Origin of the sequence: Comamonas badia DSM 17552 (assembly GCF_000484635.1) — a bacterium.
Lineage (GTDB): Bacteria > Pseudomonadota > Gammaproteobacteria > Burkholderiales > Burkholderiaceae_C > Comamonas_C > Comamonas_C badia.
Window position 1 is genome coordinate 1 of record NZ_AXVM01000015.1, and the last position, 21343, is coordinate 21343.

Genomic DNA, 21343 nt, shown 5'->3' on the forward strand with positions numbered 1-21343 from the left:
GCCGTGGTGCAGCTCCATCCCGACGCCGATCCACCCCCCGACGCCGCGGTGTTCGCGTTCTGGCACCTTCCCGGCCACAAGCAACTGCTCCACGACGGTAAGGGGCTGGCGCTGATCGCGCGCAGCCCAGGCCATTGCCTGCGCTTCGCCCTGGCGCCCGGCCTGGAAGACGGCATGGCCGTGGTCCAGGCCCACCGCGGCGGTGCTCTTGCGCCTGCGCGCCGTCATTCGCTGGGCACGGCCCTGTTCATCGTCAATCCCCGGCCAACGCCCGCCGCATTGATGGAGCTGCACACCTTGCAGGCGTTCGACGCAACCCTGGCGGGCGCGTCCTTGCGCGATGTGGGCGAAGGGCTGTTCGGTGCCGACGCCGTGGCCGATTGGTACAGCGACGGCGGCCTGCGCTCCAAGGTGCGCCGCCTCGTGCGGCGCGGCGACGCGCTGATGCGCGGCGGCTATCGCCGCCTAGCACAGCTTCCGCCGCTTGAGAAGGGTCGTTTTGAAGGGAGTGCAAAACGACCCTGAGCAGGAGGGCCGCGTTTTCTGAGACTGCCTCCATCCGGTCGCGTCGTGCGACCGGGCGTTTTCAACCGATGGAGGTTCACACCATGCGTCCCGCTCCCTTGCGGCCTGCCGCCACTGTCTCGACCGCTGCCGCGCAGCCCCAACGCTATCTCACCAACGACGAAGCCGCCGAGTACCTGCGCCTGTCGCCGCGCACGCTGGAGAAGCAGCGCGTGATCGGTGGCGGCCCGCGCTTTCGCAAGTTCGGGCGGCGCGTCATGTACGCCGTGGCCGACCTCGATGCCTGGGCCGCCGACCGCAGTTTCGAGACGACCTCCGATCCCGAATACGCCGAGCACCACTCGGCCGACAGCCGTGCGCGCTGACCGCTGGAGTGCGGGAGGCCATCGCCATGTCCAGCACCGCGCTGCCATCCCGGCAGCGGCCGATGCAGGAGCGCGAACAGCTCGACCTGTTCCGCGCCTTGCCCGGCGACATGGCGCCGCGCGACAGCCAGGATTTGATGGCTTATCCGTTCTTCTCTTTGGCGAAGTCCAAGCGGGTCAAGCCCATCGACTTCCGCGCGGGCAACGTTACGATCCGCGTGGAGGGCACGCAGGAGCACGGCATCGCCACAATTTGGGATGCGGACGTGCTGATCTGGGCGGCCTCGCAGATCGTGGAGGCGAAGGACGCGGGCCTGCGGCCCTCGCGGCTGATGCGCGCCACGCCCTACGAGATCCTGCGTTTCATCGGGCGCGGCAAGTCGCTGCACGACTACCAGCGCCTCAAGGCCGCGCTGGATCGGCTGCAATCGACCACGGTGGCCACGTCCATCCGCGAGACGACCGGGCGACGCTTGCATCGGTTTTCGTGGATCAACGAATGGAAGGAGCTGGCCGATGCCAATGGCACGCCGCTGGGCATCGAGCTGATCCTGCCCGACTGGTTCTATGCGGGCGTGCTCGACGCCGCCCTGGTGCTGACCATCGACCCGGCGTATTTCCGGCTGACCGGCGGCATCGAGCGGTGGCTGTACCGGCTGGTGCGCAAGCACGGCGGCAAGCAGGAATACGGCTGGCAATTCGACTTCCGCTACCTGCACCAGAAGTCCGGCAGCACCGCGAAGCCCTACGACTTCGCCTGCGACCTGCGCGCGCTGGTCGCGCGGCAGTCGCTGCCCGGCTATGTCCTGGGCATCGAGAGGATGCCGGACAACGGCATGGAGCTGCTGACGTTTCGGCCCGTGCCGCAGACGGCACGGGGATAACTTCGGGACAGCCTGTGAATGGTGTCGTGCTATCAGGCGTGCGGGGTATCGTGCTATCAGGCGTGGGACTATCGTGCTATCAGGCGTGCCGATCGGCCGCAAACCCGTGCCAGCATTGGGTTTGCGCGTCCTCTAACTTCCCTAACTTAATTTCTCTAACTTTTAGTAGAGAAGCGCCGCTGCGGTGGACAACCACCACGCGGCCACAAACGGCAGACAAAACCGGCCGCCAGTCGGCAGGTTTTGCAGGCGACTCCAAGCAAGGCTTTCCAGCATGGAGGGCCAGGCCATGATCGTCGCGATGCTCAATCAGAAAGGCGGCGTGGGCAAGACCACGCTCGCCACGCACATCGCCGGCGAGCTGGCGATGCGTGGCCAGCACGTCGTGCTGCTGGACGCCGACCCGCAGGGTTCATCCCTGGACTGGACGCAGCGCAGAAGCCAGCAAGGCTTGCCACGGCTGTTCAGCGCCGTGGGCCTCGCACGCGAAACGCTGCATCAGGAGGCGCCAGAACTCGCCAGGCGGGCCGATCACGTCGTCATCGACGGGCCGCCGCGCATCGCCGCCTTGGCGCGCTCCGCGCTGCTGGCGGCCGAGCGCGTGCTGATCCCGGTGCAGCCCAGCCCCTACGACCTGTGGGCCAGCGCCGAGATGGTGACGCTGATCCGCGAGGCGCAGGTGTTCCGGCCGCTGCTCCGCGCGGCCTTCGTCATCAATCGGCGCGTCAGCACCACCATCATCGGCAGGGAAGCGCGGCAATCGCTGGCCGAACAGCCGCTGCCGGCGCTACGCGCCGAGGTGTGCCAGCGCATCGTGTTCGCCGTCAGCGTGGCCGCTGGCCGGCTTGCGCGCGAGACGGCACCGGACAGCGCCGCCGCACGGGAAATCACCGCCCTGGTGGACGAACTGCTGCGGTGGACGACATGACAGCGAAGCCACCGCCGAACAGCAAACGTGCGGCAAAGCGCGTCGGCATCGGCGCGCGTCCGCCCGCGAATCCGCACGCCGAGGCGTGGATTCGCCAGGGCGATGCCGATGCGCTGGGCAAGGGCGACCTCTACACCGCCCGCCTGACCCTCGACATCACGCCCGCCATGCGGGCGCGCATCAAGGTGTCGGCCTTCACGCAAGGCGTGACCGTGGCCGACCTGCTGCGCGGCCTGCTGGAGCGCGAGTTTTCAGAACACCGCAGGGAGAACACGCCATGAACGCATCCGCTTCGCTTGCCAATGTATCCATTGCCTTCGCGACCACCGCTGCGCTCGCAGCCCCTTCCGTCCAGTCTGCCAGCGCGCCGCTGACGCGCGTGGCGTTGGCCTATATCGAACCGCGCTTCAAGCTCTACCTGCGCTTCGGCGAACCTGCGCGCACGCGCCAGCTCGACCGCTGGCGGCGCTGCGCGGTGTTCCTGCCGGGCGCCATGTTCTGCCGCATCCGCTGGCAGGCTAACGACTACGGCACGATTCGCTGGCAGCTCATGGTGATGCAGGCTTGCACGCCGCTCGATGCGGCGCAGCGCATTCCCGGCGTGCAGCCGGGCGCGCGCCTGCTGCTGCACGCCGAGGGCGACGGGCAGGTGCGCGCCGTGCTGGAGCGCATCGACGCCATCGAGGCACTGGGCATCGCGCCTGTCGCCGTCTCGCCCGCGTACTGGCGCACGCTCGCCAACCGGCTCGCCGCGCGCCTGCCGCTGCCCGAATACACCGCCGAGCGGCACGCCGCCTGGCTGGCCGGGAGGACGCTGCCATGACCGCCGTTTCCACTACGGGCCTCGCGCCGCGTCCTCGCTCGCGCCTGCGCGCCCGCATCGTGCTCGCGGGCCTCGCCGCCTGCGGCCTCGCTGCGCTGGCCTGGGCGTCCTTCGTGCATCCATTCCCGCGCCTGATCTACAACCCGTCCGACAGCGTTCCCGTGGGCTGGTATCGCGTCGATCCGCTGCGCCATCGGCCCGGCTCGCTGCCACGTCCATTGTCCGTGGACAGCATCGTCCTGACCACACTGCCGCCAGACGCCGCCGCGCTGGCCGCGCAGCGCGGCTACCTGCCGGCGCGCGTGCCGCTGCTCAAGCGCGTGGGCGCAGTCGCGCCACAGCAGGTTTGCGTTTTCGATGCGCTGGTGTGGATCGACGGCGTGCCGGTGGCTGCCGTTCGGCCCGCCGACCGGCTGGGCCGTCCGCTGCCATCCTGGCCGCAGTGCCGGCAGCTTCGGCCTGGCGAACTGTTCCTGCTCAGTGTGACCAATCCGGCGTCGTTCGACAGCCGGTATTTCGGGCCGGTCAGCGCATCCGCCGTGATCGGCGTCGCGCACCCGATCTGGCTGGAGAAGCGCCCATGATCGCCGCCGATTCGCTGCGCATCATCGTGCTATCAGGCGTGCCGATCCGGTGGCGTTCTGCGTGTCGTCGCGCGTGCAGTGCGAGCGCCAATCCTGCGTATCGGGCGCCGCACTTCGCGCTGCCTTCCCATGTGCAGGCGTCTTGCCTCGAACGCGCCCGGCCTATGGCCGTCGCCGCGTTTGCCGGCGCGCTGGCTGCTCGCGCAGCAGCGCAGCCGGGCCGCCGGTGCCTGGAGCGACAGCGGAAGGCAAAGGCGGAAGGCAAGACAAAAGGACGCGGCACCGGGCCACGTCGAAAGCCAGTCTGCACGTGGGGTTGGCGCGGCACAGCGCGGCTTCGCCACCGTGCCGTGTTCGGCGCGAGGCTCGCGCCAATGCAGGCATGTCCGCGTGCTTCGCACGACAGGGCATGCCGGAGCTTTCAGGGAGCACAGCCATGAGCGACCGCCGCGATGACGATTTTCGCGTGCGCCTGAATCCTCCCAAGGCCCCGAACAACCGGGGCAAGGGCCAGGGGCAGAGCTTCGTTTCCAAGGTGCTCAAGCAGGCGGGCAAGGCCAGCAGCGGCAAGTCCACGGTGCGCCGTCCGGCATCGGCGCGCGGCACCGGCCAGCGTCCCGGCTCGCGCCTGGGGCGCGGCCACACGGCGGCGCGCTTCGCAGGGGCGAAGCTGACGCCCATGTCCCGGCGCGCGACCATCAAGACGCTACTGGTGAATCACCAGCGGGCCAGTCCGCAATCGCTCGCCAAGCACCTCCGCTATATCGAACGTGATGGCGTGGGTCGCGACGGCGAACCGGGCCAAGCCTACGGGCCGCAGACCGATACCGCCGACCTCGACGCCTTCAAGGAATGCTGCGCCGACGACCGGCACCACTTCCGCTTCATCCTCTCGCCCGAGGATGGCGCGGAACTGGAAGACCTGCGTACCTACACGCGGCACCTCATGGGCCGCATGGAGGCCGACCTTGGGACGGGCCTCGATTGGGTGGCGGTGAACCACTGGAACACCGACAACCCGCATACCCACCTGATCGTGCGCGGGCGCGACGACACCGGCAAAGACCTCATCATCGCGGGCGACTACATCGCCGACGGCTTCCGCCATCGCGCCGCCGAGCTGGCGATCGAATGGCTGGGGCCGCGCACCGAGCTGGAGATCCAGCAGACCTTGAGGCGCGAGGTGGAACAGGAGCGATGGACGAGCCTGGATCGCACCCTCAAACGTGAGATAGGCGAGGCTGGCAGCGATGGCCTGGTGCATGTCGAACGGCTCAACGAACCCCGCTTGCAACGCCAGCGCCTGCTGCTGATCGGCCGCCTGCAACGCTTGCAGCGGCTGGGCCTGGCCGACGAGACGCAGCCCGGCACCTGGGCCGTCCATGCCGATGCCGAGAAGACCCTGCGCGCCCTGGGCGAGCGCGGCGACATCATCCGCACCATGCAGCGGGCCATGCGCGGCGAGCCGCGCGAGTTGGCGGTGTTCGAGCCTGGCGACGACGGCCGAACCATTCTCGGCCGCGTGGCCGCGAAGGGGTTGGCCGACGAGCTGCGCGACCGGGGCTATCTGGTCATCGACGGGGTGGACGGCAAGGCCCACTACGTCGCGCTCAACGCCCGCGACGAGCTGGCGAACTATCCGACCGGGGCCGTGGTGGAGGTGAAGGGATCAGCCGACGTGCGCGCGGCCGACAAGAATATCGCCGCGCTGGCGAGCGATGGCCTGTACCGCACCGACCACCACTTGGCGGTGGCACAGGGCCAGGCCGTCCCCGGACGCGACCCGCAGGAGGTCGTGGCCGCCCATGTCCGCCGGCTGGAAGCCCTGCGCCGGGCGGGCATCGTGGAGCGCGTGGCCGAAGGGCTATGGAACGTGCCGGGCGACCTGCCCGAGCAGGGCCGCCGCTACGACGCGCAGCGCCTGGGCGGCGTGGCCGTGGAGCTGAAATCGCACCTGCCCATCGAGCGGCAGGCGCGCATGATCGGTGCCACCTGGCTCGACCAGCAGTTGATCGGTGGCGGCTCGGGCCTGGGCGACCTGGGCTTTGGCGCGGAAGCCAAGCAGGCGATGCAGCAGCGCGCCGACTTCCTAGTCGAACAGGGGTTGGCCGAGCGGCGCGGGCAGCGCGTGATCCTGGCGCGCAACCTGCTAGGCACGCTGCGCAACTGGGAGCTGGCACAGGCCGCGAAAGACATTGCCGGCGAAACCGGTCTGGAATACCGGCCCGTGACCGACGGCCAGCGTGTGGTTGGCATCTACCGCCGTTCCGTCATGCTCGCCAGCGGGCGCTACGCGATGCTTGATGACGGCATGGGCTTCTCGCTGGTGCCGTGGAAGCCGGTGATCGAGCAGCGGCTGGGGCAGCAGCTTGCCGCGACGGTACGCGGCGGTGGAGTGTCCTGGGAGATTGGGCGACAGCGCAATTTTACGATTGGCTAGCCAACTCATGAAATGGCTTTCCTTGTTAGTTCCCAGTTGGAGCAGCTGCAAGTTCTCCAAGCATCGAGCAAAGCCTAGCGGGCCACGGTGCCGCGTACACAGCGTGTCGCCATGTCTGTAGATAGGCCTCCACCTCTTTCGTCATGTTGCGCGTGACATGTCAAGCAAGCACTCGGAAACAGGAGTCTGCCGTTCATCGAACAGACTTCCCGTGCTCTGCCGTGCCTTCGATAGTTCGCATTGATGATCCTAATATTTTTATTTCATTGTTTACTAATTTAGATTCAACTAATATACACATCGCCACTCGGCAAACAATCTTGAACTAGTGAGGACTCCATGCAAGACACTACCTCGGCTTTTCCCCGCCTCAACGAACCTGCCCCGGACTTCGACGCCAAGACTACGCACGGTGATCGCAAGCTGACCGACTACAAAGGCAAGTGGTTGATCTTGTTTTCGCATCCGGCCGACTTCACGCCGGTGTGCACGACTGAGTTCATCGGCTTCCAGAAGGCTGCCGACACGTTCCGCAGCATGAACTGCGAGTTGATCGGCCTGTCCATCGACAGCCTGTATTCCCACCTGGCCTGGACGCAGAATATCAAGGAGAAATTCGGTGTTGAGATCAGCTTCCCCATCATTGAGGACATCAAGATGGAAGTGGCAAGCGCCTACGGCATGGTGCACCCCGGTGCAGCTGACACCCAGGCTGTGCGAGCAACCTTTTTCATTGATCCGGAAGGCATCTTGCGCGCGATGGTCTATTACCCCATGAGTAACGGCCGCTCTATCGACGAGTTCGTGCGACTGCTTAAGGCCATGCAGACCAGCGATGCCAACATGGTCGCTACCCCCGAAGGCTGGACGCCGGGATGCGACGTGATCGTGCCCCCGCCCAAGAGCCCAGATGCCATCAAGCAGCGCATGGGTGAAGGCTACAAGACGACGGACTGGTACTTCTCGACCAAGAGTCTGTAAGGGCTGCGTCGCGGGCCCAGCTCAGCAGCCCGAGACCATGGTCTCCGGGTTGCTGAGGAGCCAGAAAGGATAGGGAGGTCACATCCGATCTCGGCTCGCCGCGTTGCTCTGAACCGTCCCGGTGCGGTTCAGACCGCCTCGATGAGCCGCAAGGGCAACTGCTGGGACAACGCGTCCAGCGAGTGCTTCTTCAACAGTCTGAAGAACGAGCGGGTACTGGCACGACCTACGCGACGCGAGCCGACGCCCAGGCCGATTTCTTCGAGTAAATCGAGGTGTTCTACAACCGCAGGCGCCGCCACTCCACGCTGAGCTACAGCTCGCCGCTTCGGTTCCTCGAGAACTGGATCAGCAAGCATGGTGCGGCATGAGAGCGGCCCGCTGGAAGACGAAATTCGATGGGCACCTCAGCTTGGCTTGCAACACTGAATCTGCCTAGACCAGCGGTCAGGGGCAAAACATATTCTTGAGTGTCGACATCAGTCTCTTCACGGCGGGGTTGTCTATGCGGTAGTACAAGGTCTGGGCTTCGCGGCGGAATGCGACGAGCCCTTCCTCGCGCATCTTGGCCAGATGCTGGGACAGCGCCGATTGGCTCAGCGGAACGTGCTCTAGCATCGCACCGACAGTCAGCTCGCCATGATCGATCAGCAAACACAACACCAGCATCCGCTGCTCGTTGCCAATGGCGCGCAACATCGCCGCAGCCTTCACCGCGCCTTCCTGGATGAATCGTTGGTTGCTCTTGCTCAGCGTCACGGTTATCTTTAATTCAGATTGCACTAATTTAGATTATACTAATATACAATGAACCTGAAACATGCATTGCGCTAGGAGTCGGTATGCAATCTCAGGCCCACATTGAAGCATTCTTCGATGAGCCGACCAACACCGTGACCTATTTGGTCTCGGACTCGCGCACGCGACAAGCAGCAGTGATCGACCCGGTTCTGGACTACGACTATCGCAGTGGCGAGGCATCCATCGCATCCGCAGACCGCGTGCTGAAGAGGGCGCGAGATTATGGCCTGAACATCGTGTGGGTGCTGGAGACGCACGCCCATGCTGACCATCTGAGTGCTGCCTCGTACATTCGACAACGCACAAAGGCACGGGTCGCGATTGGCGAGCACATTCGCGACGTTCAGACTTTTTTCCGGCCGGTCTTCAACGTCGACGATGTGTCGGGTAACGGCAGTGAGTTCGATCACCTTCTGAAGGATGGAGAGAGATTCGAAATCGGCCACCTGACGGTGGAGGTTCTGCATACGCCGGGTCATACGCCTGCGTGTGTCTCCTACCGCATCAGCGATACGGTCTTCGTGGGCGATACGTTGTTTATGCCTGACTACGGAACGGCTCGCACCGATTTCCCCGGGGGCAGTGCAAGGATCTTGTACCGCTCCATACAGCGGCTGCTTGCGCTGCCTCCGGAGACACGAATCTTCCTGTGCCATGACTACAAGGCTCCCGGTCGCGACAACTACGCGTGGGAGACGACGGTTGCCGAGCAACGTGCGCACAACGTCCATGTAAGAGAAGGCATGGACGAGGATGCTTTTGTCACGATGCGCCAACAGCGCGACGCCACCTTGGCCGTGCCCACACTGCTGTTGCCTTCGATACAGGTGAACATCCGGGCCGGACGGTGGCCCCGCGCGGAATCCAACGGTGTTCACTATCTCAAGATTCCTCTGCGGATGGCCTGAAAATGACCGCAGCAGACAGCGCGGCGCAAGGCCGGAGGCGTTAAACATGTCGGGCGAACTGCTTTCAGACAGGCCTCGGCCGATGGCGGATTCGCGGATTGATGCGGCCAGCCTGGCCCATGCGATCAGCCCAATACTGTGGGTACCTCAGGCGGGCTTGATTGCATTTGGGGTGTCACGGTTGCAAAGCAGTGCAGGCTTGGCGGGTGTCTTGTGGCCGGCATTCGGCATCGTGCTTGCGGGTACGCTGCGCGCCTGGCTCGAAGCGTGGAGCGCCGGCCGCATGTTCGATGCCGCGCGCGAGCGCCTGGGCCAATGGCGTGTGGATGCAGTTGCTGCTTTGGCTGCGCGTTCTCCGCTCGATCGCGCCCGAGCGCATGCCGGCGCGGCCGCGAGCGCGCTGGCAGAACAGGCCGACGCGATCCTTCCCTGGCAGACGCGCTACCAGGGCGCCATGTGGCGCGTGCGCCTCATGCCCTTGCTGATACTGTTGCCGGTGGGCTGGTACTCATGGGCTGCGGCAGCGGTGCTTGTGCTGGCGGCGCCGCTCATTCCCCTGTTCATGGCAATCGTGGGCTGGCGGGCTCGTGCCGCCAGTCAGGCGCAATGGCTGCAGATGGGCAACATGAACGCATTTCTGCTCGATCGCCTGCGCGGCCTGCCGACGCTGCGCGCACTGGGCAGTACGGAGGCCACCGCGCGCCGCTTGCGGGCGAGCACCGAAGATCTGCGCCAGCGCACCATGCGTGTGCTGCGCATCGCGTTCCTGTCTTCGGCGGTTCTGGAGCTGTTCGCGGCGCTGGGTGTGGCGATGGTGGCGGTTTACGTCGGGTTTCACCTGCTGGGGTACCTGGATTTCGGTGCCTGGGGGCGGCGTCTCAGCCTGGCTCAAGGCTTGTTCATTTTGTTGTTGGCGCCAGCCTTTTTCGAGCCCTTGCGGGAGCTGGCTTCCGTCTGGCATGACCGGGCTGCCGGTATCGCGGCGATGGACGCGCTGGATAGGCTCCACGCGGGCGGATTGCCCTTGTTGGACGACGAGCAAAACGCGCCGTCCACGCCGCATGCATCGGCAGCTCGGCTGCCGCCGGGCGTGAAGATCGAGAACCTCACATTCGCGTTTTCCGATGAAGCCCCGGTTTTCCAGAACTTCGCCCTGGACGTGAAGCCGGGAGAGCATGTCGCGTTGATGGGAGGCAGCGGAACGGGAAAAACAGTCCTGATGTCGCTCATTGCCGGGCTGCTGCCCGTGTCGCAAGGCAGCATCGAGATCGGAGGTGCTCCCTTGACCGCGGCATCGGCGCGGCGGTTGCGTGGGCGCATGGCCTGGATGGCGCAACGCTCTCACGTGTTTTCCGGGTCGGTTCGGCACAACGTGTCCCTCGGACGAGCGGGCGTGGAGAACGCGCAGGTGCACCAGGCGATTCGGTGGGCACGGCTGGACAAGGTGGCGCAAGCGCACCCCGGTGTCTCGCTGGGTGAAGGTGGAACGGGTCTGTCGGGCGGCGAGGCTGCGCGTTTGGCGTTGGCGCGCCTGATGGCCGCGCCCCATGCCGATCTGCTGCTTGCGGACGAACCGACGGCCCACCTGGACACGGAAACGGCCGAGCAGGTCACCGAGTCCCTCGTGGCCCTGGCCCAGGGACGCACCCTGATCGTGGCGACCCATGATCCCGAGCTTGCGGCACGCATGGATCGCGTCATCGAGCTGTCGGCGACTGCCGATGCCCCGAAGCCCATTCAGGGAGGTTGGCATGGCGCGTAAAGCCGCTGCGGCCATATCGACCTTGCTACCCGCAGTGCGGGCCACACTCGGCGGGTCTTCACGCCGCATGATGCTGGGCGCTGCGCTGGCGACGTTGACCGTTCTAGCAGGCATGGGTCTGCTCGGCCTGTCGGGCTGGTTCATCGCTGCAACGGCGATCGCGGGACTGCAGTTCGCCAGCGCTCTGGCGTTTGACGTCTTTGCGCCGTCGGCCGGCATTCGCCTGCTGGCCCTCGGGCGGACCGTTGCACGCTATGGCGAGCGGATTGTCACGCATGATGCGACGCTGGCCGCCTTGGCACAACTGCGCGAGCGCATCTTCCGAAGCTGGGCGGGCGGAGGGAACATTCAGGATCTGCTGCGCCGCCCAGCCCGCGCTCTGTTTCGTCTGACCGTCGACCTCGATGCGCTGGAATCCTTCTACCTGCGCCTTCTGGTGCCAGCCGGCGCCGCGCTGGGCGCGGCGATTTTCGGTACCGTTGTGCTCGGCACCGAGGCTCCCTGGTTCGGCATCTCGCTGGGCGTCTGGCTTCTGCTCGTAGGCGTTGCCGTGGCGGTCGAAGTGATTCGCCGCTCGCGGCAGCTCGCAGCGCGGCACGCTCTGTTCACCGAGCGTTTGCGTGCCCAGACTGTCGATCTGGTGTCCGGCCAGACCGAACTGGTCATGGCCGGACGCCTGGCTGGCCAGTGCGATGCACTCCAGCGCACGGATCGCCGCCTGGCGCGTATCGACCGGCTTCTACACGGCCTGGACATGTCTGCCGGTGCTGCCTACGGTATCGCTGGCAGCCTCACTTTGGCCCTTGTGCTGCTGGGCGTCGGCGTGTTGACTGACCAGGGCCGTCTCGGCACCCCCGGTGCGGCGCTCGCGCTGTTGATCGCCCTGACGGCGATGGAGCCGTTCGCGGCGCTGCGGCGAGGCGCTTTGGAGGCTGGACGTACTTGGCTGGCAGCGCGGCGCCTGTCGCCATATTGCGGCGATGGTGATGTGGCGCCTCCGCCCAGGGCGTCCCTCGAAGCCGGCTATGCGATCAGCCTGCAGCAGGTATCGGTGCGCTATCCGGACAGCCCCGTAGATGCCTTGCGGTCTTTGTCGCTGGTGCTGATGTCTGGAGAACGAATCGCCATCGTTGGCTCCAGCGGCGCGGGTAAATCAACGCTCATGGCCGTGATTGCAGGCGAGCTGATACCGCACGAGGGAGTCATTCGTTCGCAACCTCACGCATGGCTGAGTCAACGCGCAGATCTTTTCCAGGACAGCCTGCGCGACAACCTGCTGCTGGCTAATCCCGAGGCTACAGACGCATCTCTTTGGCAGGCGCTCGAAGCCGCAGGCCTTGCATCCGAGATTCGAGCTCTGCAAGCTGGACTCGATACGCGGCTCGGCGAAGGAGGACTTGGGCTGTCGGGTGGGCAGTCGCGCCGTCTGGCGTTGGCGCGTCTGCTGCTTCAACCGCACCCGCTGTGGCTGCTGGACGAGCCAACCGAAGGGCTGGATGCGGCGACTGCTATGGACGTCCTCGCGCGGCTCGACTCGCTGGGTGCGGGTCGAGCCTGGCTGATGGCCACCCACCTCCAGCGCGAAGCGGCACTGGCCGATCGGCTGCTGGTCCTGCGTAGCGGTCGCATCGAAGCGGAGTTTTCTCGCGGTAGCACCGGGTTTGAAGCCTCATTGGCCGCATTGAGGCGCGACTGATTTATTCACGCACACATGATTTGACATCAATAAAGGAAACCCACCATGGACTTTGACATCGTCAGCCTGTCGCGATTGCAGTTCGCGATCACGGTGCTCTACCACTTTCTATTCGTTCCATTGACGCTAGGCCTGTCGATCCTGATCGCCATCATGGAGACGGTCTACGTGATGACGGGCCGAACCATCTGGCGCGACATGACCAAGTTCTGGGGTGTGCTCTTCGGCATTAACTTCGCCATGGGCGTGGCCACCGGGATCGTGATGGAGTTTCAGTTCGGCATGAACTGGAGCTACTACAGCCACTACGTCGGCGACATCTTCGGCGCGCCGCTCGCCTTGGAGGGGCTCATGGCCTTCTTCCTGGAAGCCACCTTTGTCGGCCTGTTCTTCTTCGGCTGGGATCGCCTCTCCAAGGTGAAGCACTTGATCGTCACCTGGTGCGTGGCGCTGGGCTCGAACTTCTCGGCGCTGTGGATCCTGATTGCCAATGGCTGGATGCAGAACCCCGTGGGCGCCCAATTCAATCCGCAGACCATGCGCATGGAGATGACGGACTTTTTCGCCGTGCTCACCAACCCGGTGGCGCAGGCCAAGTTCGTGCACACCGCCTCGGCCGGCTACGTGACGGCGGCCATCTTCGTGCTCGGCATCGCAGCCTGGTACGTGCTCAAGGGTCGCCACGTCCAGCTGGCCAAGCGCTCGATGACGGTGGCCGCCTGCTTCGGCCTGGCTTCGGCGCTGTCGGTCGTGGTGCTGGGCGACGAGAGCGGCTACCTCTCCACCGAGCACCAAAAAATGAAACTCGCCGCCATCGAGGCGATGTGGAAGACCGAGCCCGCACCTGCCGCGTTCACCGCTTTTGGATTTCCCGACCAAGCCGCACGGGAAACCCACTTTGCAGTCCACATCCCGTGGGCCATGGGACTGATCGGCACGCGCTCGCTGACGACGCAAATTCCTGGCATTGACGATCTGGTTGCGCGCGCCGAGGTGCACATCCGCGATGGCATCCTGGCCTATGACGCCCTGCAGCAGATCCGTGCCGCAACGGGGGGCGCGAGCGTGCCTGACCAGGCGCAGGCTGCATTCGAGGAGCACGGACAACTGCTGGGCTACGCACTTCTGCTGAAGCGCTACGTCGACGACCCCCGCCAGGCCACGCCTGAGCAAATCGCCAAGGCAGCCTGGGATACCGTGCCGCAGGTGGCGCCACTATTTTGGACGTTCCGTGTCATGGTCGGCCTGGGTTTCTTCTTCATTTTGCTGACCGGCGTCTTCTTCTGGCTTTCGGCTCGACGTCGGCTGGATGCGCACCCATGGTTGCTCAAGGTCGCCGTGTGGTCGATCCCCTTGCCTTGGATTGCCGCCGAGTTCGGCTGGATCGTGGCCGAGGTGGGACGTCAGCCATGGGCCATCGAGGGCGTTTTGCCAACGGCGGTAGCAGTGTCTAACCTCGGCGCCTCTACCGTGCTGCTGACAATCGCCGGCTTCGTGGTGATCTACACCGTCCTGCTCATCATCGAGATGAAGCTCATGCTCAAGGCAATCCGCAAGGGGCCCGACACCCATGCGCCCACCTACATCGAAGGCCAGCCCGCCGGTTCGGCTGGCCTGGCACCTGCACAGTAATACCGTAAGGAGAAATAGCATGATCCTCCACGAACTCATCTCATATGACGTGTTGCGCCTGATCTGGTGGGCACTGTTGGGAGTGTTGCTGATCGGATTCGCGCTTACCGATGGCTTTGACCTCGGCGCGGGCACGCTGCTGCCTTTCGTCGCGCGCAACGACAGCGAACGCCGCACCGTTATCAACACCATCGGGCCGGTCTGGGAGGGTAACCAAGTCTGGCTGATTCTCGGCGGTGGAGCCATCTTCGCGGCTTGGCCGCAACTCTATGCAGTGTCGTTCTCCGGCTTTTATCTAGCGATGTTCGCCATCCTGTTCGCACTCATTTTGCGGCCCGTGGCATTCAAGTTCCGCAGCAAGCGGGAAGATCCAGCTTGGCGCAGTCGCTGGGATTGGGCTCAGTTCGTGGGTGGGTTCGTACCAGCGCTGATCTTTGGTGTGGCAATGGGCAATGTGTTGCAGGGCGTTCCCTTTCGCATTGAACACGACATGCAGATTTTCTATGACGGAACATTCTTCGGGTTGCTCAATCCTTTTGCCCTGCTGTGCGGTCTCGTCTCTGTCACCATGCTGGTCATGCATGGCGCCGCCTGGCTACAACTCAAGACTGAAGGCCACGTAGCCGAGCGCGCGCGCCGTTTTGGCATCGTGGCGGCGCTGCTGACCGTGGTGCTGTACGCAGTGGCGGGGGTCGTTCTGGCCAACTTCGTGTCGGGGTACGCGATCACGAGCGAGATTGTGCGCGGTGGCGCTTCGAATCCTCTTGTCAAGACCGCTGTGATGCAAAGCGGCGCCTGGTTTGCCAACTATGCCTCCGAAAACGCGCTTTGGGTGGTGCCGGCATTGGGTTTGGCGGGCTCCATGGCCGCTGCGATCTGCTTGGCGGTGCGTCGTCCGGCGGCAGCTCTGCTTACTGGAGGCGTGGGTATCGCGGGGATCATCGCTAGCGTGGGCGTCTCCATGTTTCCTTTCATCCTGCCGTCATCGGTCAATCCGTCGGTTAGCCTGACCGTGTGGGATTCCTCATCGAGCCACCTCACGCTGTTCATCATGCTCGTTTCGACGGTCATCTTTATGCCTCTAATCCTGGCCTATACCAGCTGGGTGTTCTCGGTCTTGCGCGGCAAAGTCGACTCCGAGGCCATTCGGGATGGTAAAGGCCATGCGTACTGACCCGTGCACGCTTTCATTCATAGGAGATTGACCATGTGGTATTTCGCCTGGATTCTCGGCTTGCCGCTGGCAGCCGCCTTCGCCGTTCTCAATGCGATGTGGTATGAGTTGATGGATGACGCGGCGGTCCGCCGCGACCGCCTCGATCTCAACGAGTCCTGAACCCGGTTGCACGCTCCATCACGGCGACCGCGACAGGTGCGGCAAACACTGCCGATGCCTACCGCAGTGTCGTTCTGCCGGTATCTGCGGCGCCTGTACATGTGCAACGATTTGGCAGAGGGGCGCTCCCGCGTAGGCGGCAGGCCGGCGGCACTGGCCGACATCGGGGTGTCCAGGTTCATCAGCGGTACGGTACGAGACCACGCCGCCCCCTGTCTGTCCGTGTACAAGGTCAGCGATCCGGAACTGACCTTCGTGCTCACCAGTGGCGGGTGCAACGCTGGAGTGGTCAGCGAACCGGAGCATGCCCGGCGCAGCTTCTAGATCGCCACCCGCGCCGCCGGCGAACGCTACGTCGATCCGTAGCAGTGGTGTGCCGAGACGCCGCTGAGTGAGGGCTCCTGGTGGCCGGCATGGCAGCAGGGCTGGCGCAACGCTCGTCGGAACGCGTAACACCACCTGTCGTCGGTGGCATGCATGACGCACATGCATCGCTTAGCGATGTACCCGGAAGGGCATCAGACCTGCGTTGTTGAACGATATGAATAGGAAGAAAATAAGTGGAGTTGCGCCACCTTCGATGTTTCATCGCTGTCGCGGAAGAGCTTCACTTCGCGCGTGCCGCCGAGCGGCTGCACATAGACCAGTCGCCTCTGTCTCGCACCATCAAGGAGCTTGAGGAGGACCTTGGTGCACGCCTTTTCTTTCGCACTACCCGCAGCACGCAATTGACCCGCGCGGGCCGGTTGCTCTTGGAGCACGTGCCGCGCGTTTTTATGGCGCTGGAGCAAGCGCGCGATAGCGTCAAATCCGCTGCCAACGGTTATCACGGGCAACTGCGCATTGCTTTGTCCGACGGCGTCACGCCATCACGCTTGCCGGCGCTGCTGGCACAGTGCCGAGAAGAAGACCCAGAGGTGGAAATTCGTCTGTTCGAGGTGCCTTTAGCCCAGCAGATCAAGGGCCTGCATGACGATCTGTACGACGCTGGCTTTTCGATGACCGATGACGTGGGCGCTGGCATCGTGGTCACTCCCGCTTGGGAGGACGAATTGATGGCAGCGGTGCCTGCACGTCATCCCGTGCTTGCCTACAAGCAGGTTCCGCTGGAGGAGGTGCTGCACTATCCGCTGGTACTTGGCGATCCTGCAGTGTGCGAAGGCCATGCGCGCCAAGTCGATCGCATTCTGCGCAGGCATGAACAGGAGCCGCTGATTGTTCAGCACGTCGCCACTTTTGACCTCATGATGACCTTGGTTTCCGCCGGACTGGCCTTGGGTTTGGCGGGCGCGGCGCACATTGCTTGTAGCCGGGAGCCGGGCGTGGTTGCGCGGCCTTTGGCGGGTAAGCCGCCGATGCTCACGACCTATTTGCTGCGTCGTGACGCGGAGCTTTCCGAAATGCTGACCCGGTTCATCGGACGAGTGGCCAACATTAACTCGGCCGATGCCCAGAGCGCCGCCATGTATTCCCGCACTATCCGATGAAAGGACAGACGCCATGAACAAGGTGTTGCTGTTGACGCTTGCCGCCACGCTGACGGCATGTAGCCCTTCGCAACCTTCGGAAACTGTGGACTTTCTGGTGGCGAATCCGAAGCGCATCAAGGAGATTCAACGACTGTGCAAGGAAGACCGCGCAAAGGTCGGCGACGAACTCTGCCGACGCGCTGCCGAAGCTGCGAACCGCCGTTTCTTCGGTGATCGACCCGAGAAAAAATCTAAGTAGCGCCCTTCGCGGCCGGTTCACAGCGACGAAGCTCTCGCTGTTACCTCAATACGCCACAACGCGCTCGCGTATGTGGCATTTTTATTAGCTTCTTCACAGCAAGAACTCCGGCTTTTTTGACCTCAAACCCCGCCATAACGGCCTTTGACTGGTACTGATCCGGCAACGATCCTGACGCCTGCGGCACGTCCTTGTGCCGCGCTTTCCATGAGGAATCAGCGCAGGAGAAATCGGAGGCCAGGTCATGCAAGGGACGAACGTGCTGTTCGGTCAGATTGCCGTGGTGTTCGGCATCGTGATCGCCGGAGTGTGGAGCGCCACACAATGGACAGCAGCGGCCCTTGGCTATCAACTACGCCTTGGCTCGCCCTGGTTCGATTTTCTTGGCACGCCGATCTACCACCCGTGGAAGCTGTTCGAGTGGTGGTTTTTCTTTGATGCCTACGCTTCCGATGTTTTCGATAGGGGCGGCGCTATCGCCGCTGGCAGCGGCCTGCTGGCCGTGGTGGTCGCTATCGGCATGTCGATATGGCGCTCGCGTCAATCGCGCCTGGTCACGACCTACGGCTCGGCCCGCTGGGCGAACGCGCAGGACATTCGCAAGGCGAGCCTGACGCAGCCAGCCGGTGTATTTCTCGGCCAGCACGACCGCCAGTACCTGCGCCATGAAGGGCCAGAGCATGTCCTGACGTTCGCACCCACGCGCTCGGGCAAGGGCGTCGGCCTGGTGGTGCCGACGCTGCTTTCCTGGCCCGCGTCCGCCGTCATCCACGACATCAAGGGCGAGAACTGGCAGATCACCGCCGGCTGGCGCTCGCGCTTCTCGCACTGCTTGCTGTTCAACCCCACGGATGCCAAATCAGCGGCCTACAACCCGCTACTCGAAGTCCGCAAGGGCGACCATGAAGTGCGCGACGTGCAGAACATCGCGGACATTCTGGTCGATCCCGAAGGCGCGCTGGAGAAGCGCAACCATTGGGAGAAGACCTCGCACGCGCTGCTGGTCGGCGCCATCCTGCATGTGCTCTATGCGGGCGAAGACAAGACGCTACGCGGCGTCGCCAATTTCCTCAGCGACCCGGCCAGCCCGTTCGAGCTGACCTTGCATCGGATGATGACCACGCCGCACCTGGCGAATGGGGAAGGTGTTGGCCCGCATCCGGTAGTGGCATCCGCTGCGCGTGAAGTGCTCAACAAGTCGGACAACGAGCGTTCCGGCGTGTTGAGCACTGCCATGTCGTTCCTCGGCCTGTACCGCGATCCCACGGTGGCCGAAGTCACCTCGCGCTGCGACTGGCGCATCGCCGACCTCATATCCACCGAGCACCCCGTATCGCTGTACCTGGTGGTGCCGCCTTCGGACATTAGCCGCACAAAGCCCTTGATCCGGTTGATCCTCAACCAGATCGGGCGGCGGCTCACCGAATCGCTCGACGGCAGCGACGGCATCGAGCGTCGCCACAAGCTGCTGCTGATGCTCGATGAGTTTCCGGCCCTGGGTCGGCTCGACTTCTTCGAGACGGCTTTGGCCTTCATGGCGGGCTACGGCATCCGCAGCTTTCTCATTGCGCAGTCGCTCAACCAGATCGACAAGGCGTATGGGCAGAACCACTCCATTCTCGACAACTGCCATGTGCGCGTGACATTCGCCACGAACGACGAGCGCACCGCCAAGCGCATTTCCGAGACGTTGGGCACCGCGACCGAGTTGCGCGCACAGCGCAACTACGCGGGCCACCGGCTCGCGCCGTGGCTGGGCCACCTCATGGTGTCGCGACAGGAGACGGCCCGCCCGCTGCTGACGCCCGGCGAAGTCATGCAGCTTCCGTCCGACGAGGCCGTGGTGATGGTGTCCAGCGTGGCGCCGATCCGGGCAAAGAAGCTGCGCTACTACGCGGACGCCAATTTCAAGCGGCGCGTGCTGTCGCCGCCCGTGTTGGCGGACAGCCAATACGCCGACGCGCCGCCGCTGCGCCCCGACGACTGGAGCGGGCTGGCGATTCCTGCCGTGCCGACTCCGCCTGTCGCCGGAGAAGCCGAAGGCTTCCCGGCCAGCACTGACGACGGCGGCCCGCGCCGTCAGCCCGAACTCTCCGAAACCGTCGCCTACGACCCCGAACTGGCCGTGCCCCCTGCCGACCTCGGCCTGCTCGATGACGACGACGATCTGCCGCTTCCCCTTCCTCGCCAGCTTGATCCGGCCATGCAGCGCACGGCCCGGCTGGCTTCGCTGAACCCCAACGACGGAATCGAGCTATGAGCTACCGCCTGAACCTCTTTATTCAGCCCGAGCACGCCCAGCGGCTCGATGAACTGGCCGCCAAGAAAGGCGTCTCCAAGTCGTCCATCGTTGCGGCGGCGCTCGCATCGTGGCTGTCGCCCGATGCCGCCGACCAGCGCGAGGCAGCCATCGCCAAGCGCCTTGATCGGCTGTCGCGCCAGGCCGAGCGCATGGAGCGCGACCAGAACATCGCCATCGAGACGCTGGCGCTGTTCATCCGCTACTACCTGACCGTCAGCACGCCGGTTCCCGAAGCGCACCAAGACGCGGCCCGTGCGCAGGGCAAGGCGCGCTTCGAGCAGTTCACCGAGCAGCTTGGCCGCCACCTGATGCGCGGACGCAGCCTGGTGCGCGACGTGGTGGAAGAACTCCATCCTGATCCGGTGCGCCTGGACGAAGCGCAGGAGCGTAGGTCATGAACGCGCCGCAGTCCGCAAACGCGGCCTCGCTCGACCGGCGCATCCAGATGCTGCGCACGGCAATGGGGCCGCTAATCGCCGCCGCGCTGGAAGACCCGGACGTGGTGGAAATTATGCTCAACCCCGACCGCACCCTGTGGGTGGATCGCTTGTCGTCGGGCCGCGCACCGATGGGCGTGAAGCTGCCCGAAGCCGATGGCGAGCGAATCATCCGTCTGGTCGCGGCCCACGTCGGCGCGGAGGTGCATCGCGGCCAGCCGCTGCTGTCGGCCGAGTTGCCCGAAACCGGCGAACGCTTCGAGGGCATCCTGCCGCCCGCCGCGCCGGGGCCGGCTTTTGCGCTGCGCAAGCGCGCCATTGGCGTGATTCCGCTGGAGCGGTACGTCATCGACCGGATGATGACTGCCGCCCAGGCAGGTTTTCTCGTTCGCGCCGTGCGCGAGCGCAAGAACATCCTGATCGCCGGAGCCACCAGCAGCGGCAAGACCACGCTCGCCAATGCCTTGCTCGCCGAAATCGCCGCCACCGGCGACCGCGTGCTGGTGCTCGAAGACACGGTGGAGCTGCAATGCGCGGCCCGCGACCACGTTCCGCTGCGCACGCGCTCCGGCGTGGTGTCCATGACCGAGCTGGTGCGCTCATCTATGCGCCTGCGGCCGGATCGCGTCGTCGTCGGCGAGGTGCGCGGCCCCGAGGCGCTGGATCTCATCAAGGTGTGGGGCACCGGGCACCCCGGCGGCATCGCCACGATCCACGCCGGCTCTGCGCTGGGCGCGCTGCTGCGCATGGAGCAATTGATTCTCGAAGTGGCGGTGAACCCGCCCCGTGCGCTGATCGCCGAGGCCGTGGACGTGGTGATCCACATCGCCGGGCGCGGGCGCAAGCGCCGCATCGAGAGCATCGCCCGCCTCAACGGCTTCGACGGCGTGGGCTACCAACTGGCGGACGCGCTGGAGACGCCGTTTCCCGAGCTGCTGCCGCAGTCCGACCTTTCTTCTCTGTCCCCTGACAACTCTGGAGAACTGCCATGACGCACGTTGATGCTTTCCGTATTTCTGTAAATCCGCTTTCCCGCCGCTCCAGTCCCGCGCGGTTGGATGGCCTGGCTCGCCCGGCCATGCAAGGCTTGATGCTCGCTGCCTTCATGCTGCTGCTTGCGGGCACTGCGCAGGCTGCCGGCTCCTCGATGCCCTGGGAAGGGCCGCTGCAATCCATCCTCGAATCCATCCAGGGGCCGGTGGCGCGCATCG

The 21343-nt window shown here is 64.7% G+C and carries 23 protein-coding genes and 1 pseudogene; 23 read left to right on the forward strand and 1 reads right to left on the reverse strand.

Annotated features, from left to right (window positions below; all coding sequences use genetic code 11):
- From K320_RS0117385 to K320_RS18860, 10 genes and pseudogenes are all read left to right on the forward strand, one after another.
- On the forward strand, nt 1–525 hold a 525-nt coding region (locus tag K320_RS0117385; protein ID WP_024539919.1), incomplete at its 5' end, for a DUF2285 domain-containing protein.
- A gap of 83 nt (nt 526–608) precedes the next feature.
- Nucleotides 609–890, forward strand: a complete 282-nt coding sequence (locus K320_RS0117390) for a helix-turn-helix transcriptional regulator (RefSeq protein WP_003107109.1) — start codon at nt 609–611, stop codon at nt 888–890.
- Nucleotides 891–916: 26 nt separating this feature from the next.
- Complete coding sequence (locus K320_RS0117395; protein ID WP_024539918.1) at nt 917–1774, forward strand: replication initiator protein A; 858 nt, start codon at nt 917–919, stop codon at nt 1772–1774.
- A gap of 289 nt (nt 1775–2063) precedes the next feature.
- On the forward strand, nt 2064–2702 hold the full coding sequence (gene parA / locus K320_RS0117400) for a ParA family partition ATPase (RefSeq protein ID WP_024539917.1): 639 nt from the start codon (nt 2064–2066) through the stop codon (nt 2700–2702).
- Nucleotides 2699–2983 (forward strand): hypothetical protein, encoded by a 285-nt coding sequence (locus K320_RS0117405; RefSeq protein ID WP_024539916.1) that lies wholly within the window; start codon nt 2699–2701, stop codon nt 2981–2983. Before parA ends, K320_RS0117405 begins: the two co-directional genes overlap by 4 nt.
- Entirely contained in the window at nt 2980–3525 is a 546-nt protein-coding gene (locus tag K320_RS0117410) for a DUF2840 domain-containing protein (RefSeq protein WP_024539915.1), read from the forward strand. Before K320_RS0117405 ends, K320_RS0117410 begins: the two co-directional genes overlap by 4 nt.
- Nucleotides 3522–4109, forward strand: a complete 588-nt coding sequence (locus tag K320_RS0117415; RefSeq protein ID WP_024540073.1) for a S26 family signal peptidase — start codon at nt 3522–3524, stop codon at nt 4107–4109. Before K320_RS0117410 ends, K320_RS0117415 begins: the two co-directional genes overlap by 4 nt.
- 436 nt (nt 4110–4545) lie before the next feature.
- Nucleotides 4546–6549 carry a relaxase/mobilization nuclease domain-containing protein gene (locus K320_RS0117420; protein WP_024540074.1) on the forward strand — a complete coding sequence of 668 codons (2004 nt, stop codon included), beginning with the start codon at nt 4546–4548 and terminating at the stop codon, nt 6547–6549.
- A 339-nt stretch (nt 6550–6888) separates the two neighbouring features.
- Complete coding sequence (locus tag K320_RS0117425; RefSeq protein ID WP_024540075.1) at nt 6889–7530, forward strand: peroxiredoxin; 642 nt, start codon at nt 6889–6891, stop codon at nt 7528–7530.
- 138 nt (nt 7531–7668) lie between these two features.
- Nucleotides 7669–7901 (forward strand): annotated as a pseudogene (locus K320_RS18860) (IS3 family transposase); the annotation flags it as partial.
- A 76-nt stretch (nt 7902–7977) separates the two neighbouring features.
- Here the strand turns inward: K320_RS18860 and K320_RS0117435 are convergent.
- Nucleotides 7978–8229: an ArsR/SmtB family transcription factor gene (locus K320_RS0117435; RefSeq protein WP_084301299.1), complete on the reverse strand. Its 252-nt coding sequence runs from the start codon at nt 8227–8229 to the stop codon at nt 7978–7980.
- A gap of 143 nt (nt 8230–8372) precedes the next feature.
- Between K320_RS0117435 and K320_RS0117440 the strand changes: the two genes are divergently transcribed.
- From K320_RS0117440 to K320_RS0117500, 13 genes are all read left to right on the forward strand, one after another.
- Entirely contained in the window at nt 8373–9239 is an 867-nt protein-coding gene (locus K320_RS0117440; protein WP_024540078.1) for an MBL fold metallo-hydrolase, read from the forward strand.
- A 46-nt stretch (nt 9240–9285) separates the two neighbouring features.
- Entirely contained in the window at nt 9286–11001 is a 1716-nt protein-coding gene (gene cydD / locus K320_RS0117445; RefSeq protein WP_024540079.1) for a thiol reductant ABC exporter subunit CydD, read from the forward strand.
- Nucleotides 10991–12697: an amino acid ABC transporter ATP-binding/permease protein gene (locus tag K320_RS0117450; RefSeq protein WP_024540080.1), complete on the forward strand. Its 1707-nt coding sequence runs from the start codon at nt 10991–10993 to the stop codon at nt 12695–12697. Before cydD ends, K320_RS0117450 begins: the two co-directional genes overlap by 11 nt.
- 45 nt (nt 12698–12742) lie before the next feature.
- Nucleotides 12743–14329, forward strand: a complete 1587-nt coding sequence (locus K320_RS0117455; RefSeq protein WP_024540081.1) for a cytochrome ubiquinol oxidase subunit I — start codon at nt 12743–12745, stop codon at nt 14327–14329.
- Between the two features lie 19 nt (nt 14330–14348).
- Nucleotides 14349–15503 (forward strand): cytochrome d ubiquinol oxidase subunit II, encoded by a 1155-nt coding sequence (cydB, locus tag K320_RS0117460; protein WP_024540082.1) that lies wholly within the window; start codon nt 14349–14351, stop codon nt 15501–15503.
- Nucleotides 15504–15536: 33 nt separating this feature from the next.
- A complete protein-coding gene (gene cydX, locus K320_RS18485) occupies nt 15537–15665 on the forward strand; it encodes a cytochrome bd-I oxidase subunit CydX (protein WP_051384976.1) in 129 nt (42 codons plus the stop codon).
- Nucleotides 15666–15719: 54 nt separating this feature from the next.
- Nucleotides 15720–15989, forward strand: a complete 270-nt coding sequence (locus K320_RS18490) for a hypothetical protein (RefSeq protein WP_024540083.1) — start codon at nt 15720–15722, stop codon at nt 15987–15989.
- A 236-nt stretch (nt 15990–16225) separates the two neighbouring features.
- Complete coding sequence (locus K320_RS0117475) at nt 16226–17152, forward strand: LysR family transcriptional regulator (protein WP_024540084.1); 927 nt, start codon at nt 16226–16228, stop codon at nt 17150–17152.
- Nucleotides 17153–17165: 13 nt separating this feature from the next.
- Nucleotides 17166–17393 carry an EexN family lipoprotein gene (locus K320_RS0117480; protein WP_024540085.1) on the forward strand — a complete coding sequence of 76 codons (228 nt, stop codon included), beginning with the start codon at nt 17166–17168 and terminating at the stop codon, nt 17391–17393.
- A 244-nt stretch (nt 17394–17637) separates the two neighbouring features.
- Nucleotides 17638–19653: a conjugal transfer protein TraG gene (locus K320_RS0117485; protein WP_024540086.1), complete on the forward strand. Its 2016-nt coding sequence runs from the start codon at nt 17638–17640 to the stop codon at nt 19651–19653.
- Complete coding sequence (locus tag K320_RS0117490) at nt 19650–20093, forward strand: CopG family transcriptional regulator (protein ID WP_024540087.1); 444 nt, start codon at nt 19650–19652, stop codon at nt 20091–20093. The genes K320_RS0117485 and K320_RS0117490 overlap by 4 nt, the downstream gene beginning before the upstream one ends.
- Nucleotides 20090–21124, forward strand: coding sequence for a P-type conjugative transfer ATPase TrbB (gene trbB / locus K320_RS0117495; RefSeq protein ID WP_024540088.1), 1035 nt, complete (start codon nt 20090–20092; stop codon nt 21122–21124). Before K320_RS0117490 ends, trbB begins: the two co-directional genes overlap by 4 nt.
- Nucleotides 21121–21343, forward strand: a 223-nt coding sequence (locus K320_RS0117500; RefSeq protein WP_024540089.1) for a TrbC/VirB2 family protein, incomplete at its 3' end; no start/stop codon positions are given. The genes trbB and K320_RS0117500, both read left to right, overlap by 4 nt.

Bases quoted from the DNA above. Each gene is read 5' to 3' on its own strand.
- K320_RS0117390 (WP_003107109.1), top strand. From the start codon at position 609: ATGCGTCCCGCTCCCTTGCGGCCTGCCGCCACTGTCTCGACCGCTGCC.
- K320_RS0117395 (WP_024539918.1), top strand. From the start codon at position 917: ATGTCCAGCACCGCGCTGCCATCCCGGCAGCGGCCGATGCAGGAGCGC.
- parA (WP_024539917.1), top strand. From the start codon at position 2,064: ATGATCGTCGCGATGCTCAATCAGAAAGGCGGCGTGGGCAAGACCACG.
- K320_RS0117405 (WP_024539916.1), top strand. From the start codon at position 2,699: ATGACAGCGAAGCCACCGCCGAACAGCAAACGTGCGGCAAAGCGCGTC.
- K320_RS0117410 (WP_024539915.1), top strand. From the start codon at position 2,980: ATGAACGCATCCGCTTCGCTTGCCAATGTATCCATTGCCTTCGCGACC.
- K320_RS0117415 (WP_024540073.1), top strand. From the start codon at position 3,522: ATGACCGCCGTTTCCACTACGGGCCTCGCGCCGCGTCCTCGCTCGCGC.
- K320_RS0117420 (WP_024540074.1), top strand. From the start codon at position 4,546: ATGAGCGACCGCCGCGATGACGATTTTCGCGTGCGCCTGAATCCTCCC.
- K320_RS0117425 (WP_024540075.1), top strand. From the start codon at position 6,889: ATGCAAGACACTACCTCGGCTTTTCCCCGCCTCAACGAACCTGCCCCG.
- K320_RS0117435 (WP_084301299.1), bottom strand. From the start codon at position 8,229: ATGTTGCGCGCCATTGGCAACGAGCAGCGGATGCTGGTGTTGTGTTTG.
- K320_RS0117440 (WP_024540078.1), top strand. From the start codon at position 8,373: ATGCAATCTCAGGCCCACATTGAAGCATTCTTCGATGAGCCGACCAAC.
- cydD (WP_024540079.1), top strand. From the start codon at position 9,286: ATGTCGGGCGAACTGCTTTCAGACAGGCCTCGGCCGATGGCGGATTCG.
- K320_RS0117450 (WP_024540080.1), top strand. From the start codon at position 10,991: ATGGCGCGTAAAGCCGCTGCGGCCATATCGACCTTGCTACCCGCAGTG.
- K320_RS0117455 (WP_024540081.1), top strand. From the start codon at position 12,743: ATGGACTTTGACATCGTCAGCCTGTCGCGATTGCAGTTCGCGATCACG.
- cydB (WP_024540082.1), top strand. From the start codon at position 14,349: ATGATCCTCCACGAACTCATCTCATATGACGTGTTGCGCCTGATCTGG.
- cydX (WP_051384976.1), top strand. From the start codon at position 15,537: ATGTGGTATTTCGCCTGGATTCTCGGCTTGCCGCTGGCAGCCGCCTTC.
- K320_RS18490 (WP_024540083.1), top strand. From the start codon at position 15,720: ATGCCTACCGCAGTGTCGTTCTGCCGGTATCTGCGGCGCCTGTACATG.
- K320_RS0117480 (WP_024540085.1), top strand. From the start codon at position 17,166: ATGAACAAGGTGTTGCTGTTGACGCTTGCCGCCACGCTGACGGCATGT.
- K320_RS0117485 (WP_024540086.1), top strand. From the start codon at position 17,638: ATGCAAGGGACGAACGTGCTGTTCGGTCAGATTGCCGTGGTGTTCGGC.
- K320_RS0117490 (WP_024540087.1), top strand. From the start codon at position 19,650: ATGAGCTACCGCCTGAACCTCTTTATTCAGCCCGAGCACGCCCAGCGG.
- trbB (WP_024540088.1), top strand. From the start codon at position 20,090: ATGAACGCGCCGCAGTCCGCAAACGCGGCCTCGCTCGACCGGCGCATC.